The sequence below is a fragment of the Microbacterium sp. SS28 genome (genome assembly GCF_022761035.1).
Classification (GTDB): Bacteria; Actinomycetota; Actinomycetes; order Actinomycetales; family Microbacteriaceae; genus Microbacterium.
In genome coordinates, this window is the sequence record NZ_JAKWJP010000003.1 from 186,679 (window position 1) to 202,432 (window position 15,754).

At 70.5% G+C, this 15,754-nt stretch carries 14 protein-coding genes; 8 read left to right on the forward strand and 6 right to left on the reverse strand.

The window, feature by feature from the left end; translation table 11 throughout:
• Positions 1-29: 29 nt before the first annotated feature.
• On the reverse strand, positions 30-1,334 hold the full coding sequence (locus MJ607_RS10030; RefSeq protein ID WP_243075449.1) for an ABC transporter substrate-binding protein: 1,305 nt from the start codon (positions 1,332-1,334) through the stop codon (positions 30-32).
• 340 nt (positions 1,335-1,674) lie between these two features.
• Complete coding sequence (locus MJ607_RS10035; protein WP_243075450.1) at positions 1,675-2,691, reverse strand: LacI family DNA-binding transcriptional regulator; 1,017 nt, start codon at positions 2,689-2,691, stop codon at positions 1,675-1,677.
• A 67-nt stretch (positions 2,692-2,758) separates the two neighbouring features.
• Here MJ607_RS10035 and MJ607_RS10040 point away from each other — a divergent pair, with 67 nt between their 5' ends.
• Positions 2,759-3,745, forward strand: coding sequence for a LysR family transcriptional regulator (locus tag MJ607_RS10040; RefSeq protein ID WP_243075451.1), 987 nt, complete (start codon positions 2,759-2,761; stop codon positions 3,743-3,745).
• Here MJ607_RS10040 and MJ607_RS10045 read toward each other — a convergent pair.
• Entirely contained in the window at positions 3,658-4,851 is a 1,194-nt protein-coding gene (locus MJ607_RS10045; protein ID WP_243075452.1) for a CaiB/BaiF CoA-transferase family protein, read from the reverse strand. The two genes, MJ607_RS10040 and MJ607_RS10045, sit on opposite strands and share 88 nt — an antisense overlap.
• A 182-nt stretch (positions 4,852-5,033) precedes the next feature.
• Here MJ607_RS10045 and MJ607_RS10050 point away from each other — a divergent pair, with 182 nt between their 5' ends.
• Both MJ607_RS10050 and MJ607_RS10055 read left to right on the forward strand, forming a co-directional pair.
• Complete coding sequence (locus MJ607_RS10050; RefSeq protein WP_243075453.1) at positions 5,034-5,513, forward strand: SRPBCC domain-containing protein; 480 nt, start codon at positions 5,034-5,036, stop codon at positions 5,511-5,513.
• Complete coding sequence (locus MJ607_RS10055) at positions 5,510-5,827, forward strand: helix-turn-helix transcriptional regulator (RefSeq protein WP_243075454.1); 318 nt, start codon at positions 5,510-5,512, stop codon at positions 5,825-5,827. Before MJ607_RS10050 ends, MJ607_RS10055 begins: the two co-directional genes overlap by 4 nt.
• Here the strand turns inward: MJ607_RS10055 and MJ607_RS10060 are convergent.
• On the reverse strand, positions 5,824-6,942 hold the full coding sequence (locus MJ607_RS10060) for a YihY/virulence factor BrkB family protein (protein WP_243075455.1): 1,119 nt from the start codon (positions 6,940-6,942) through the stop codon (positions 5,824-5,826). The genes MJ607_RS10055 and MJ607_RS10060 overlap by 4 nt on opposite strands.
• A 96-nt stretch (positions 6,943-7,038) precedes the next feature.
• On the reverse strand, positions 7,039-8,295 hold the full coding sequence (locus tag MJ607_RS10065) for a glycoside hydrolase family 1 protein (RefSeq protein ID WP_243075456.1): 1,257 nt from the start codon (positions 8,293-8,295) through the stop codon (positions 7,039-7,041).
• A 238-nt stretch (positions 8,296-8,533) separates the two neighbouring features.
• On the opposite strand from MJ607_RS10065, the gene MJ607_RS10070 reads away from it, so the two are divergent.
• The 4 genes from MJ607_RS10070 to MJ607_RS10085 are packed head-to-tail and all read left to right on the forward strand — an operon-like array spanning position 8,534 to position 14,127.
• Positions 8,534-10,099 (forward strand): ABC transporter substrate-binding protein, encoded by a 1,566-nt coding sequence (locus MJ607_RS10070; RefSeq protein WP_243075457.1) that lies wholly within the window; start codon positions 8,534-8,536, stop codon positions 10,097-10,099.
• 58 nt (positions 10,100-10,157) lie between these two features.
• The gene (locus tag MJ607_RS10075; RefSeq protein WP_243075458.1) at positions 10,158-11,099 is read left to right on the forward strand and encodes an ABC transporter permease; all 942 of its coding nucleotides are present in this window, start codon (positions 10,158-10,160) and stop codon (positions 11,097-11,099) included.
• Complete coding sequence (locus MJ607_RS10080; protein WP_243075459.1) at positions 11,096-13,267, forward strand: dipeptide/oligopeptide/nickel ABC transporter permease/ATP-binding protein; 2,172 nt, start codon at positions 11,096-11,098, stop codon at positions 13,265-13,267. The genes MJ607_RS10075 and MJ607_RS10080 overlap by 4 nt, the downstream gene beginning before the upstream one ends.
• Positions 13,264-14,127: an ATP-binding cassette domain-containing protein gene (locus MJ607_RS10085; protein WP_243075460.1), complete on the forward strand. Its 864-nt coding sequence runs from the start codon at positions 13,264-13,266 to the stop codon at positions 14,125-14,127. The genes MJ607_RS10080 and MJ607_RS10085 overlap by 4 nt, the downstream gene beginning before the upstream one ends.
• 13 nt (positions 14,128-14,140) lie before the next feature.
• Here the strand turns inward: MJ607_RS10085 and MJ607_RS10090 are convergent, their stop codons facing one another.
• Positions 14,141-15,052: a LysR family transcriptional regulator gene (locus MJ607_RS10090; RefSeq protein WP_243075461.1), complete on the reverse strand. Its 912-nt coding sequence runs from the start codon at positions 15,050-15,052 to the stop codon at positions 14,141-14,143.
• 153 nt (positions 15,053-15,205) lie between these two features.
• Here MJ607_RS10090 and MJ607_RS10095 point away from each other — a divergent pair, with 153 nt between their 5' ends.
• A complete protein-coding gene (locus tag MJ607_RS10095; RefSeq protein WP_243075462.1) occupies positions 15,206-15,751 on the forward strand; it encodes a quercetin 2,3-dioxygenase in 546 nt (181 codons plus the stop codon).
• The last annotated feature ends 3 nt before the right edge of the window (positions 15,752-15,754 follow it).

The window sequence follows — 15,754 nt, forward strand, 5'->3', positions numbered from 1 at the left end:
CCACCCGTCGGATCAGGGATGGGAGCGGATCACTCGACCGTGAAGCCGAGCTTCTCCATGTCGGCGACGACGGCGTCCTGCACCGTCGTGAGGGCGTCCGCGAACGAGCCGCCCGAGCTGATCGCCGTGCCGAAGGCATCGCCGAACGTGCTGTACGCGGTCGCGACGTTGGGGCCCCACGTGACGGGGACGGCCTCTTCGTCGGTCTTGGCGGCGAGCTCCCAGAAGTCGGTCTGCTCGGGGACGAGCGCCGCGGGGATCGTGTCCTTGAGACCCGGCAGCTCGCGGCCCGCGAGGTTCGCAGGCCAGATGCTCGCGTTCTCGATGTAGGCGGTGAGCGCCTCCGTCGAGTTGTTGAGCCAGATCGCGAACTCCTGCGCCTCCTTCGCGTGCTTCGTGCCGGTCGTGACGACGGTCGCCGATCCCCCGAGCGCGGCAGAGACCGAGTCGCCCTCGTTCCACTGCGGGATCTGGACGGCGCCCCACTTGCCCGCCGTGTCGGGCGCGTTCTGGAGGATGAGCGGCGGCGCCCACACGGCGCTGAGCCAGCTCGCGAGCGTGCCGTCCGCGAGTGCGGCCTGCCACTCGGGCGTCCACGTCTTGAGGGTCGTCACGACGCCCTCGTCGACGAGGCCCTGCCAGTAGTCGGCGACCTTCGTGCTGCCTTCGCCGTCGATGCCGACCGACCACGTGCTCTCGTCCTGCGTCCACCACTCCGCGCTGGCCTGGGCGCTCAGCGCCGCGAAGAGCTGCGCGTCGTTGGCGGGGAAGGTCGCGAGGTACTTCGTGGGGTCGGCCGCGTGGATGGCGCGTGCGGCATCCGCATACTCGTCCCACGTCGTGGGGGCCTCGAGGCCCAGCGACTCGAAGATGTCGGCGCGGTAGTAGAGGAACTGCGGGCCCGTGCCCTGCGGCACGGCGAAGTTCTTGCCGTCGAACGTCGTGAGGTTCCAGGCCGAGGGCGCGATCTGGTCCTCGTAGTCGCCGAACGCCTCGGTGATGTCCGAGGCGACGCCGTTGACGATGAGGTTCGGGAGGTTCTCGTACGTCGTGTTCGAGAGGTCGGGAAGGCTGCCCGCCTCCTTCGCGGCCGAGAGCTTCGCGACGATGTCGTTCGCTCCGACCGACGTGTTGACCTCGACCTGCACGTCGGGGTGCGACTGGTTCCAGACCTCGACGATCTTGGCGATGTTGGGCGCCCAGGACCAGTACCGGAGGATGACGGGGCCGTCCTCCTCGGTCTCCGCGGCGCTGCTCGCGCAGCCCGCCAGGAGCGAGGCCGCGAGCCCCACCGTGAGTGCGCCGGCGATGGCGCGGGACGTCTTCCTGCTCATGTGCAACTTCCTTGTCGTGTGATCAGCGGACCCAAGGGCCGGTGGTGCTCGGGAGCTTGTTTACCGGTAACCCGATTGGATTACCGGTAAACTACACGCGAATGGTGGAGTGCGCAAGCGCCGATCCGGCGGGTTCGGCGCCGAGCCGGCCTCAGGTGTGGGCGCAGCCGCGGGGATCGTCGCCCGTACGCCGGCTCGCGGCATCCGTCCCCGCCTGCTCGCCCGCCGTAGCGTCACAGATAACCGCAATGTCGGAGCCGGCAGCCGGAATCCGTGAGGCGATGTGGTTATCCGCGGCGTTGTGGTTGCAACGGGGCGGCCGACGCCGCCGGGCAGGGGGTCAGCTCGCGGCGGTCGTCGCCCGCGCGATGAGGCGGCTCTCGGGGTACTGCGGCAGCGACGAGCCGGGCTGCTCGATGAGCGAGAGCAGGCTGCGTGCGGCGACGCGACCGCCGTCGGTGAAGTCGATGTGCACCGTCGTGAGGGGTGGCGTGAAGTACGCCGCCTCGGGGATGTCGTCGATCCCGACGACGCTCACGTCCTCGGGGACGCGCACGCCCTTCTCAGCGAGGGCGCGCAGCACGCCGAGGGCCATGCGGTCGTTCGCGACGAAGATCGCCGTGTGGTCGGCGAGGCTCTCGCAGTCCGCGACGATGCGATAGCCGGATGCCGCAGACCAGTCGCCGTGGCCGAGCACGGCGGGCTCGCTGCCCCTCGCCGCGGCGTGCGCGCGGTAGACGTTCTCGCGGTTGGTCGCGGAGTCCCAGCCGACGGGTCCCGCGACGAACGCGATCCGCTCGTGGCCGAGGTCCTCGAGATGCGCGACGACGAGCCCTGCCGCGATGCTCTCGTGCGTTCCCTCGGCGTCGCCGCCCGGACGCTGGTCGCCGTTGACGTCGAGGAAGACCGGCATGCGGAACTCGACGCGGTCGAGCGCCTCGCGCACATTGCGCGTCGGCGAGGTCGCGAGCACGCCCGCGACGTCGGTCGCGTTGAGCTGCTCGAGCGCCTCGGTGATCTCGGCGACGTCGCCGAGCGGCTTGACGTTGACGATCTCGAGCAGGTAGCCGGCCTCTTCCGCGATGTCGGCGACGCCGCGCAGCACCTTGCTGGTGCTGGATTCGAACGTCTCGTAGCCGACGACGCCGATGCGCCGCTGGCGGGAGCGTGCGAGCTCGCGCGCCCCGACGTTGGGTCGGTAGTTGAGGTTGCGCAGCTCCTGCTCGACCCGCTCGCGCGTCTCGGGGCGCATCCCGCCGAGGCCCCGCAGCACCTTCGACACCGTCTGGTGCGAGACGCCGGCTGCTTTCGCGACGTCGTAGATCGTCGCGGGGCGGTCGGGATGCGGCCGGGTCATGGGGAGAGGTTACCGGTAAACGCGGTGATGACGAGTCCACGGATGCCGCGGGCCGTACTGTGGCGGCATGGATGTGCACCACGCGCGAGCCTTCCTCGCGCTCGCGGACGAGCTGCACTTCGGGCGGGCGGCGGCGCGGCTGCACATCGCCCAGCCGCCGCTGAGCCGGCTCATCCGCCAGCTCGAGGACGAGCTCGAGGCCCCGCTGTTCGAGCGGAGCACACGCGCCGTGAGCCTCACGCCCCAGGGGGAGGCCCTCGTCGAGCCCGCTCGCGAGCTCGTCATGCTGTCGCAGCGCATGAAGGAGATCGTGCGGCAGGCGGGCGCGGGCGAGACGGGGCGCGTGCGGCTCGGCTTCGCCGGGGCATCCGTCAATCATCTCGTCGCGCAGCTCGCCCGCGCGCTGCGCCGTGAGCGCCCGGGCCTCGCCGTCGAGCTGCACAGCGCCCAGCTCTCGCGCCCCGGTCTCGAGCGGCTGCTCGACGGCTCGCTCGACGTGCTCATCGGCCGCTGGGACTTCCTGCCGGCCGACGTCGACTCTCGGGTTATCGCGCGCGAGCAGCTGCTCGTCGCGGTGCCGACCTCGCACCGGCTCGCGCAGCGGCGGGAGCTGACGGCGGCGGATGTCGCGGACGAGCCGTGGATCGTCCTGCCCGGCGGCAGCGGCGCGACGCTGTCCGACCGCCTGCACCTGCTGGGTCAGCGCGGCCGCTTCGTGCCGCGGATCGTGCAGACGGCGCCCGACTCGGCGACCGAGCTGCTGCTCGTCGACCGAGCTGCTGCTCGTCGACGGGGGGGTCGGGATCGCCCTGACCCTCTCGGGCGTGCGCGACAACCTGCCTGCGGGCGCCGTCAGCTTCCTGCCGCTCGCGGCCGATCTGGGCGGGGTCGAGGTGCGCCTCGCGTGGCGGCGCGGGGGATCGGCCCCCGCCGTCGACGCCGTCATCGAGGTGTCGCGCGCCGTCTTCAGCCTCCCGGCGTGACGGCGCCCACCCCGAGCCACGCGAGCACGCGCTCGCGATCCGCGTCGAGCAGCGGCGGCGCCTGGGAGTAGTCGACCTCGCCCGTGCCGTACCGGATAGGGTGCCGCACCGCGGGGATGCGGCGCTCGCCCGTCCCCGTCTCGACGACAGGCTCGAGGCCCAGCCGCGTCGCGAGATGGATGCCGCCCTCGACGGTCTGGATGGGCCCGCTCGGCACGCGCGCGATCCGCAGCGCCTCGAACCACTCGTCGGCGCCGCGCGTGCGCAGGCGGTCGGCGAGGAGGGGTCGCAGCGCATCGCGGTGGACGTTGCGTGCCGCCATCGTCGCGAACCGCGGGTCGGAGCTGAGGAGCGGCATCCCGATCACCGAGCACAGCCGGGCGAACTGCCCGTCATTGCCGACCGCGATGACGAGGTCGCGGTCGGCCGTGGGGAACGGCTCGTACGGGTAGAGGCTCGGGTGCGCGTTGCCCATGCGCGTCGGCACGACGCCGCCTGCGACGACGGCGGAGGTCTGGTTTACGAGCCCCGAGAGGATCGAGGTGAGCAGGTCGACCTCGATGCGGTCGCCGCGGCCCGTCGCATGGCGCGCGTGGAGCGCCGCGAGGATGCCCGCCGTCGCGTGCAGGCCCGTCACGACGTCGACGAGCGCGACGCCCGCCTTGGTCGGCCCACCCTCCGGTGCTCCGGTGAGGTCCATGAGGCCCGAGACGGCCTGCGCGAGCAGGTCGTACCCCGGCAGGTCGGCGCCGAGCGCCGCGCCGAATCCCGTGATCGAGGCGTAGACGAGCGATGGATGCCGCGCCGACAGTGTCTCGTAGTCGAGCCCGAAGCGCGCGAGGGAGCCGGGGCGGAAGTTCTCGACGAGGACGTCGGCGCGCGCGACGATCTCGTGCGCCGTCGCGAGCTGCGCGGGGTCGTCGAAGTCGAGTGCGATCGAGTGCTTGCCGCGGTTGACCGAGAGGAAGTAGGTGCCTTCTCCGTCGCGCATAGGCGGCGTCCACCCGCGCGTGTCGTCGCCCGCGGGGCTCTCGACCTTGATCACGAGGGCGCCCATGTCGGCGAGAAGCATCGTCGCGTAGGGTCCCGCGAGCACGCGGGAGAAGTCGGCGACGACGACCCCCGCGAGGGGACCGCCCGCGGACGGGACGAGGGGCGGAGCGGCATCCGGGGTCACGTCGACAAGTCTCCATGGAGCGGGATTCGAATGCATTGATTCATACCCTGCAGGTATCAATTTGGTCGGGTCACTCGGTTCTGCAACTCGGGGGTTGCAATAGGCAGATGGGATGTGCAACTCTGGGGTTGCCACAAACTGCAACGCACGAGTTGCATCAATCGCACGAGAGGACCATCATCATGAGCATGACCGCCAACCCCGGCTCGATCGTCGACGAGGACCGCTTCGTCGTCCGCCGCACGATCCGCATCGACGCATCCGTCGAGAAGGTGTGGTCGGCCGTCACGCGGCCGGAGCACATCTCGCAGTGGTTCGGACAGGCCCGCTTCGAGGGCGAAGGCGTCGGCGCGTCGGGCACGCTGACGTTCCCCGGCTACGGCGACGTCCCGATCCGCGTCGAGGCGTACGACCCGCCGCGCTCCGTCACCTACCGCTGGGGAAACGACGACGCCCTCGGCGAGCTGAAAGCCGAGCTCGACGAGACGCGCTCGACGGTCTTCACCTTCACGCTCGAAGAGGCCGCCGGCGCGACGCAGCTCACGGTCGTCGAATCGGGCTTCGAGAACACGTCCGACCCCACCGCCAACCTCGAATCGCACCGCGAGGGCTGGGACGGCGAGCTCGACAAGCTCGTCGCGCTGCTCGAGGGCGGTTCATGACGACCGAGGCGCTGGTTCCCGTGTTCGCGGCTCTCGCAGACGAGACCCGCTGGAGCATCCTCGCGGCGCTCGGCGAGGGGGACGCCTCGGCGTCCGCCCTCGCCGGGCGTCTGCCCGTCAGTCGGCAGGCGATCGCCCGCCACCTCACCGTCCTCGAGGAGGTCGGCGTCGTCGAGTCCTTCCGCGCCGGACGGGAAGTGCGCTATCGGGTCGTCGGCGCGCAGCTGAGCGCGACAGCCCGGCGGCTCGACGCGATCGGCGTCGAGTGGGACCGCCGCCTCGCCGCGATCAAGGCGATCGCCGAGTCGCTCTAGCCGTCTCGGCTGCTCGTCTCGCGCTCCTTGGCGTCGAGATCGCGCGGGCTCTCGGCATCCTTCCCGCTCGACTCCCGCAGCGCACGCCCCTCTTCGACGTCCTCCTCCCTCTTTCGCTGCTTCTTGTCGCTCTGCCGCGAGTCGCGCGGCGGCAGCTGGATCGTCTCCTCGGCCTTGATCCCGGCCTGCAGCTGACGGCCGCGCTCGAGTTCGGCGTCGAGCTCGGCGCCGAAGAGCAGCGCGAGGTTCGAGATCCAGAGCCACAGGAGGAACACGATGACGCTGCCGATCGCGCCGTACGTGCGGTTGTAGCTCGCGAAGTTCACCACGTAGAACCCGAAGGCCAGGCTCGCGAGCGCCCACGTCGCGAGGGCGACGAGCGCGCCGACGCTTATCCAGCGGAACTTCGGTTGCTTCACGTTGGGCGTCGCGTAGTAGAGGACGGCGACGATCACGACCGCGAGCACCGCGATGAGCAGCCACTTCGCGATGTCCCACACGACGACGGCCTCTTCGGGCAGTCCCATCGCCTGCGCGATCTCGCGTGCGACGGGACCGGATGCCGTCACCAGGACGGCCGCGATCACGGCGGCGATGAGGCCGACGACGGTGATGCCGAGCATGACGGGCCGCAGCTTCCAGAACGGGCGGCCCTCGTCGGTCTCGTAGATGCGGTTCATCGCGCGCGAGAACGCGACGACGTACCCGGAGGCCGACCACACGGCGCCGATGACTCCGACGGCGAAGGTGAGTCCCGCCGACGGCGACTGCGCGAGGCCCGTGAGCGGCTCCCGGATGACGTCGATCGTCTGGTCCGACAGCAGCCCGCTCAGGATGCCGAGCAGCATGTCGGTCGTCTGCTGCGGGTCGCCGAACAGCCCGACGATCGAGACGACGGCCAGCAGTGCGGGGAACACCGCGAGGACGGCGTAGTACGTGAGCGCCGCCGCGAGGTCGGTCGCCTCGTCCTCGCCGAACTCGCGGAACGTCTTCTTGACGATGTAGCCCCACGACCGCTTGTGCAGATCGCTCAGCTCATCAGGCTTGCGGGGATCGTCCGGCGCGGGCGCCGTCTCCTCTTTCACGTCGGAGCGCTCGCTCGTCTTGGGGTCCATGCGCGTTTCTCCAACCCATCCGGGAAGGGCAGGCTACGCCGACGGGAGGACGCGCGATTCAGGGTTGACGCGGCGCGAGCGGGTGTGCTCGACCCCTCAGCGGCTGCCCTCCCCGCCGCTGCGGATGCCGGCGACGAGGTCGGCGTAGACGCCCGCGCTGGGCTTCGCCGTGCGCTCGAAGGTCTCGCGGTCGACCGAGTGCAGTCCGAGCTGCGGCCCGTAGCCGAAGATCCACTCGAAGTTGTCCATGAGCGTCCAGTGGCAGTACCCGAGCACGGGCACGCCGTCGGCGATCGCCTGCGCGAGGCCTTCGAGGGACGGCTCGATGAAGGCGGCGCGGATGTCGTCTTCCGGCGTGCTGACACCGTGCTCGCTCACGAGCACGGGCACGCCGCTGACCTCGTGCGCGTAGACGACGGCGCCGCGCAGCGAATCGGGGTCGACCGTCGTGCCCATGCCGTTGAGTACGGCACCCTCTTCTGCGGGAAGCAGCCCGTCGGGACCGTAGTGCAGGCGCTCGTAGTTCTGCACGCCGACGAAGTCGTCGTCCGCGGCGAGGCGCAGCCAGTAGTCGTAGACCTCGGCGCGCTTGCGCGCCACGATCTCCTCGCCGCCGGGCGCCGCGACGTCGTCGCACATCGCGAGCGACAGCCCCACGGGCAGGTCGGCGCGACGCGCCTTGATCGCGTCCTTCGCGGCGAGGTGGGCGGCCGTCATGCCCGCCCGCATCCCGGCGAAGTCCTCGCGCAGCATGACGTTGCCGGCGCGGTAGCGCTCGACACCGGCGGCTTCCGACGCGGCGGTGAGCGTCGCGCGTTCGAGTTCGGCGACGAACGGCGGAAGGCCCGCCCACGTCAGCATCTCGGGGAGATCGGGCTCGTTGAAGGTCAGGGCGAATGCGATGCGGTCGCCGAACCGGTCCATGACGACGCCGCAGTAGCGGGCGAACAGCGCCGGCGCCTCGGGGTCGAGCCACGCGCCGCGCTGCGCGAACCAGTGCGGCGACGTGAAGTGGTTGAACGTCACGATCGGCGCGAGGCCGCGGGCGCGGCATCCGTCGACGATCGCCTCGTAGTGATCGAGCGCCGCTTCGTCGAACGAGCCCTCCGCGGGCTCGATGCGCGCCCACTCGACCGAGAAGCGGTAGGCCGTGAGGTTCAGGCCCGCGACGAGGTCGAGGTCGGACTCCCACAGCTCCCACCCGTTCGTCGCCTTGCCGGAGCGCTCGCGGAAGACGGTCGGCTGCACGTTCTCGAGGAACCAGGTGTCGCTCGTGACGTTGTCGCCCTCGTTCTGGTGGCCGGCGGTCGCGACGCCCCAGAGGAAGTCGGCGGGGAAGGATGCTGCGGGCATGAGTGGTCCTCTCTGAACTCTCGTCCATCATGCCTCACTTGTTCATTCTACGAAAGCGTGTTTCACTGAACGCAGCAAGAATCCGAGGCCGCGTTAGGCCGCGGCTAACGAAGCACAGAGGGAATCCGAATGGCCAAACGGGCCCCGGATCGTCACTCTGGACCGAAAGATCGCATCCCCGAACTGCGATCGTCGACACCGAAGTCCGCAGCAGCAACACCGATCACAGGAGATCAGGATGTCCCGACTCACCACAGCACGTGGCGCCGCCGTCATTGCGGCCGTCGCCGTATCCGCCCTCGCCCTCGCCGGATGCACCGGCTCGGGCGGCTCGAGCGAGAGCGGCGGTGCATCCGACACATCGAAGCTCGTCATCGGCCTCGACTCCGACCAGGCCGCGCTCGGCTACGACCCCGTCCGCTACGGCAGCGGACAGCGCTTCTTCTTCGAGGGGATCTACGACTCGCTCTTCCTGCTCGACGAGAACGGTCAGGTCGTGCCCGACCTCGTCACGTCGTTCGAGTACAACGAGGACAACACGCAGCTGACCCTCGACCTCGACACGACCGCGACCTTCGACGACGGCACGGCGCTGAGCGCCGATCTCGTCAAGGAGAACCTGGACGCCCGAGGCAACCCCGACCTGTCCGCCTACAGCGGCTTCGCCACCGGCGGGGAGAACGAGATCTCGGACGTGACAGTCGTCGACGACGACACCGTCACCCTCACGTTCGCGACGCCGAAGCCCGGCTTCGAGGCGAACCTCGTGCTCCCCGCCGGCGCGATCGTCGGCCCGACCGGCGCCGCCGACCGCTCCACGCTCGACACGACGCCCGACGGCTCGGGACCGCTCATGGTCGACGAGGAGGCCACCGTCAAGGGCAACTCGTACCTGCTCGTCAAGAAGGACGACAACGACGCCGCGGCGGACTACCCCTTCGACTCGTACGAGTTCCGCCCGATCCTCGACCCTCAGGCGCGCGTCAACGGCGTGATCTCGGGCGAGGTCGACATGGCCAACATCACCTCCGACACGCAGGCCCAGGTCGAGTCGGCCGGCGTGGGGCTCGTCGCGAACGGCGGCACCGTCCAGAACATCATCGCCTTCGACAAGACGGGCGCCCTCGGTCCGCAGTGGGGCGACCCGCGCGTCTACCAGGCGCTCTCGATGGCCATCGACCGTGAGGCCTACGTCAACGCGATCCACCCGGGCGAGCTGCCCACCGCGAACGCGCTGCCCGCCGACAACCCGGGGTACCTGCCCGAGCTCGACGAGGAGTACGCGTACGACCCGGATGCCGCGAAGGACCTGCTGGCCGAGGCCGGGTACCCCGACGGCTTCGACTTCGACTTCACGATCTCGCCGGCAAGTCAGCGCGACCTCGAGGCGCTCCAGCCGTACTGGGAGGCGATCGGCGTGAACATGACGCTGAAGAACGCCGCCTCGACGGAAGAGATCTTCGCCGTCGTGCAGACCGAGCCGCTCGGCGGACCGATCCCGCTGACGTGGACGAACCCGCTCGGCAACGTCTTCGGCGTGCTGTTCGGCTTCGCGAACTTCCACGGCGCGGAGAACCCCGACATCCAGGCAGCCGCCGGCGCCTACGGCGCAGCGACGGGCGACGAAGAGGCGCAGGCCGCGGCGCTCAAGGATCTCAACCGCGCGATCGTCGACTCGGGGTGGCTCATCCCGCTCTTCGAACAGCTCGCTCCGTGGGCCTACAACACCGCGAAGGTCGCCGAGCCCACGTTCCCGGGCGCCGAGGCCTTCCCGATCCTCTCCTCCATCCAGCCCGCATCCTGATCCGACGGCGGTGCCGGCGACCCCGCGTCGCCGGCGCCGCCCGTCAGGGAGAGTTCTGATGCTCATCTTCATCCTGAAGCGGGTCGCCTGGGGGATCGTGACGCTGCTCATCGCATCGTTCATCGCCTTCGTGCTCGTCCACCTGTCGGGCTCGACGCCCGGCGGAGTCGCCCTCGGGCAGTCGGCCACGCCGGAAGAGGTCGTCGCGTACAACGAGTCGATCGGCTGGTACGAGCCGTGGCTCCAGCAGTACTTCGCGTGGGTCGGTCAGGTGCTGCAGGGCAACCTCGGCACATCGCTCATCGACGGGCGCCCCATCGGCGCCGACATCGCCAAGCGCCTCCCCGTGACCGCCGCCCTCGCCGTGTTCGGGACCCTCGTGGCAGCGCTCATCGGCATCGTCATGGGCGTCGTCGCGGCCGTTCGCCGCGGCGCGGTGGACAGGACCATCACCGCGACCTCCGGCATCCTCCTCTCCGTCCCTGCCTTCTGGGTCGGAGTCCTCCTCGTCTACGTCTTCGCCGTCCAGCTGCGGCTCCTGCCCGCGACGGGCTTCGTGCCGTTCGCGACGGATCCGGCCGCGTGGGCCCGCTCGCTCGTGCTGCCCGTGCTCACGATCGCCATCACCTCCGCTGCCGGCATCGCGCGGCAGACGCGGGCCTCGATGTCCGAGTCGCTCGCGCAGGAGCACATCCGCACCCTCCGTGCCGTCGGCACCCCGACGAACCGCATCATCTACGTGCATGCGCTGCGCGGAGCGAGCCTGCCGATCCTCGCGAGCGTCGCCGTCATGTTCATCGTCCTGTTCAGCGGCTCGGTCGTCATCGAGGTGCTGTTCGCCCTGCCCGGCATCGGCCAGGCCATGCAGAGCGCCGTCGGCTCGGCGGACCTGCCGTTCGTGCAGGCGCTCGTGCTCGTCGCGACCCTCGTCGTCGTGATCGTGAACGTCGCCCTGGAACTGCTCAACCGGACCCTCGACCCGAAGCTGCGTGCCTCATGACCGTCTCGACGACCTCGATCGTCCGCCCCCGCCGGTCCGAGCGGAAGCTGCGCCTGCGCGTCCTGCGCTCGCCGGCCGCCGTCATCTCGATCATCTGGCTCGTGGGCCTCGTGCTCGCGTCACTCACGTCGCCGCTCTGGCTGCGCTACGGCCCGCTCGAGCAGGACCTCTCGGTCGTGCTGCAGGGACCCTCGCTCGCACACCTCCTCGGCACCGATGAGCTCGGCCGCGACATCCTGTCCCGCCTCGTCACGGCCGCCGCCCCCACGATCTTCATCGGACTCGTCGTGCCCATCGTCGCGGTGCTCGTGACGATCCCGATCACGCTGTGGGCCTCACGGAGCCGCCGCGGCGAAGGCGCGATGAACCAGGTCAGCGAGATCGTCCTGTCGCTTCCGGGAACCGTCATCATCCTGGCCTTCATCGCGGCAGTCGGCACCAACATGCCGCTCGTCATGGCGGCGTTCGGCCTCCTGCTGTTCGGCGCGATGTACAAGATCTTCTTCGGGCAGGCCAAGTCGCTGCACACGCAGCTCTACGTCGAGGCCGCCGCGATCGACGGCGTGCGGCCGATGGCGGCCAGCATCCGTCACGTCCTGCCGAACATGTCGACGACCGTCATCGTGCAGTTCGTGCTGCTCTTCGGAGTCGGCATCGGGATGCAGGCGGCCCTCGCGTTCATCGGGCTCGGCCCGCAGCCGCCCGAGCCGACGTGGGGCGGCATGATCCAGACGGCGTCGCGCTTCATCTTCCAGCAGCCGTGGATGATGGTGCCGACCGGCGGCATCCTCGCGCTCACGCTCATCGCCGCCAACTCGCTCGCCGACGTGCTCGCGGGCGGCACGGCGGTGCCGCCGCCGCTCGTCGCCCTGCGCCGCCGCAAGCGACCCGTCGCGGCGACCGAGCTCGCGGCATCCGCCGTCGCCGACGACCTCCCGATCGCGGGGCGGATCGACGACCCGGCGCCGGAGTCCCTCGACATGATCGGGGATGCCTCGTACCCCGGCTCCAACGCAGACCCGCTGCGCGCCGCCGAGGCACCCGTCGACGTCATCGCCCTGAGCGGACTGCCCGCCGACGGTGTGGACGGGCCGACGTCGGGCCCGGCTCTGCCCGGCGCCTCGACGACCCACGAGCGGCTCCAGGGCGACGGGCAGGGGCTCGTCGTCGAGGACCTCGTGATCGGCGTCGACGGGGGCCCCGCGCTCGTGACCGGCGTCTCGCTGCGCGTGCGCCCCGGCACCGTCATGGGGCTCGTGGGCGAGTCGGGCTGCGGTAAGAGCGTCACGTCGTACGCGCTTCTGGGGCTGCTCGCACCCGGACTCTCGGTGCGGTCGGGGCGCATCGGATGGCGCGGCGCCGACCTCGCCGGATCGGCGGAGAAGACGCTCCAGCGCGTGCGCGGCCACGAGATCGCGTTCATCTCGCAGGAGCCGACGCGCGCACTCGACCCGATGTTCACGGTCGGCGCGCAGCTCGCCGCCGCGATCCGGCGCCTGCGTGGCGTGGGCCGTGCGGAGGCGAAGCGCATCGCGACGCAGCTGCTCACCGACGTCGGGATCATCGACCCGCCGCGCGTGCTCAAGAGCTACCCGCACCAGATCTCGGGCGGCATGGCGCAGCGCGTCGCGATCGCCCTCGCGCTGAGCGGCACGCCGAGCCTGCTCGTCGCCGACGAGCCCACGACGGCCCTCGACGTCACGATCCAGGCGGAGATCCTCGCGCTGCTGCGCGGGCTCGTCGCGGAGCGCGGGATGTCGATCATCATCGTGACCCACGACCTCGGCGTCGTCGCCGACATCTGCGACGACGTGTCGGTCATGTACGCGGGCGAGATCGTCGAGACCGGCTCGGTGCGCGATGTCCTCCTGCGGCCCGAGCACCCGTACACGATGGCGCTGCTCGCGGCCGATCCGCACGCGATCCTCGATCTCGAGGGCACGACGCGGCTCGCGTCGATCCCGGGGCAGGTCCCGCTGCCGGGCTCCTGGACGAGTGGATGCCGCTTCGCCGAGCGCTGCCGCTTCGCGCGGGACGAATGCCTCGTCACGGTGCCGCTCGAACCGCGGGCCGAAGGCGAGGGTGGCGTACGGTGCGTGCGCCGCGACGAGGTGCAGGGGCGCCAGGACGAATGGCGGCTGCCCGTGAAGACAGGAGGAGTGCGATGACGACGGCAGAGACGTCCGGGCGCCCGACGACCGAGACCCCGCTCCTCGAGGTACGCAATCTCGTCGTCCGCTACGGCAAGAAGGGCCCCGCGGCCGTCGACGACGTCTCGTTCACAATCGCCCGCGGCGAGACCCTGGGCCTGGTGGGCGAATCCGGCTCGGGCAAGACGACGATCGGGCGCGCGATCCTGGGTCTGCAGGCCGTGTCGGAGGGGCAGATCCTCTTCGACGGACGAGACATCACGCGCGCGAGCGTCGCCGAGCGGCGCGCGCTGCAGGGCGACCTGCGGGCCGTGTTCCAGGACCCGTTCTCGTCGCTCAATCCGCGCCGCGTGATCGGCGACGCGCTCACCGAACCGCTGCGCGTCGCGGGCGTCGCCGGCGACGAGCGGAAGCGCCGCGCGAACGACGTGCTCGCCGCCGTCGGGCTGCCCGCCGGCTCGTACGACCGGTATCCGCGGCAGTTCTCGGGCGGTCAGCGGCAGCGCATCGCGATCGCGCGCGCCCTCGTGACGGATCCTCGGCTCGTCGTGTGCGACGAGGCGGTGAGCGCTCTCGACCTCTCGACGCAGGCGCAGGTGCTGAATCTGCTCGCCGAGCTGCGCACAGGCGCCGACCTCGGCTATCTCTTCATCGCGCACGACATGGCCGTCGTCGAGTTCCTCGCGCAGCGCGTCGTCGTGCTCTACCGGGGCAAGGTCATGGAGCAGGGGCCGACGGCCGACGTCATCCGCAATCCGCAGAGCGACTACACGCGCGTGCTCATGGCAGCCTCGCCCGTGCCGGACCCCGACGAGCAGGCCCGCCGGCGCGAGGTCTGGCAGAGACTGCGGGCCGAGGCGAAGGCGGCGGCTGCCTGAGTCCGCCCGCGGGTCAGTGCAGCGTCGCGTCGACGAGCGGCGACAGCTCTTCCGCCGTCTCGCGGAACGTCTTGACCATCGGATTGGGCGAGTCGCTGAGGCTGCACAGCACGATCGTCGCGGGCTCGATGTCGGTGATCGGCACGAAGGCCAGCTCGTCGCGGCGGTACTGGCGCGACGCGGACTGCCCCGCGATGTTGACCCCGGCTCCGGCCGCGACGAGCTCGAAGAGCCCGTCCACGCTGTCGGCCGTGGGCCCGCGCCGGGGCCGCGTGCCGTCGGGGCGGGGGTCGACGATCCACCAGTCCACGACCTCGGGCACTCCGCCCGCCACGGCGACGAAGACCTCGCCGTTCGTCTCGAGGATCGTGACCGACTCGCGGTCCGCGAGCGCGTGGCCGCCGGGCACGACGAGCACGCGCGGCTCGCGCCACAGCGGCTCGACGCGGATGCGCGGCGGGAGCACCATCGGCGACGGCGCGAACACGACATCCACCCGCCCCGCCTCGAGCTCGGCGGCGACGTCGAAGAACCCCAGCCGTCGCATCTCGATGCGCGCCTGCGGGATCGCCTGCATCGTCGCCGCGATCGCGGCGGTCGTGAGCGCTCCGGCACCCGCCGCGACGACCCCGACGCGCAGCAGCGGCGTGCGCTGATCGCGGCGCACGGCGCGCGCCCACGCGAGGATCTGGTCGTGGTCGTCCTGCACCCGCCGGGCGAGCGGCAGCAGGTCGCGGCCGTAGCCCGTGAGCTCGACCTTGCGGGGGCTGCGGTCGAACAGCTTGACGTCGAGCTGCTGCTCGAGCCGGCTGATCTGCTGGCTGAGAGACGGGGGCGTGATGCTCAGGCGCTCGGCGGCCCTGCCGAAGTGGAGCTCCTCGGCGAGCACGCAGAAATACCGGATGACGTGGATCGGCACATCCATGCGCCGATCTTAGCCTGCGGCTAACGAAGGGTAGGGATCTCGAACTTCATTTCCCCGCCCCCGGACCGAAGACTGGTGCACGAGGAATCGCCCACGGAACGACCCGATGATTCCCTCTGCCTAACGGCAGAAGTGTCCTACATGGAGGTAGACATGACAGTTTTCCCCGCTGACGACCCCGACAAGGTCCCCTTCGCCGGCATCCTTCCCGCGGCTCCGAAGCCCTTCGTGCTCGGCAACGGCGAGGGGGAGAAGTCCCTCGTCTTCGACCAGCTGTTCACGATCCTGCTGTCGGCCGACGAGACCGACGATCAGTACGGGGCGTTCACGATGGTCGGGCCGAAGGGCGACCGCATCCCGGCTCACAAGCACTTCAAGACGCACGAGATCTTCTACGTCGTGGACGGCGAGATCAGCATCTGGATGGATGACGAGGCCGACTATCACAGCAGGACCACGCTGACGACGGGCGACTTCGCGTTCATCCCCGCGAACGTCGTGCACGCGTTCCAGATCCACAACACGACGAAGGTGTTCGGCGTGGGCACCGCGGGCTTCGAGCGCTTCTTCCACGCGATGGGTCAGAAGACCGACCTCACCGAGCCGCGGGGTGTCGCCGTGCCCGACTACCCCACGATGCGCGCGGCGGGCGAGAAGTACTGGACGCAGTTCATGCCCGAGTTCCAGTTCCGCGACTGACCC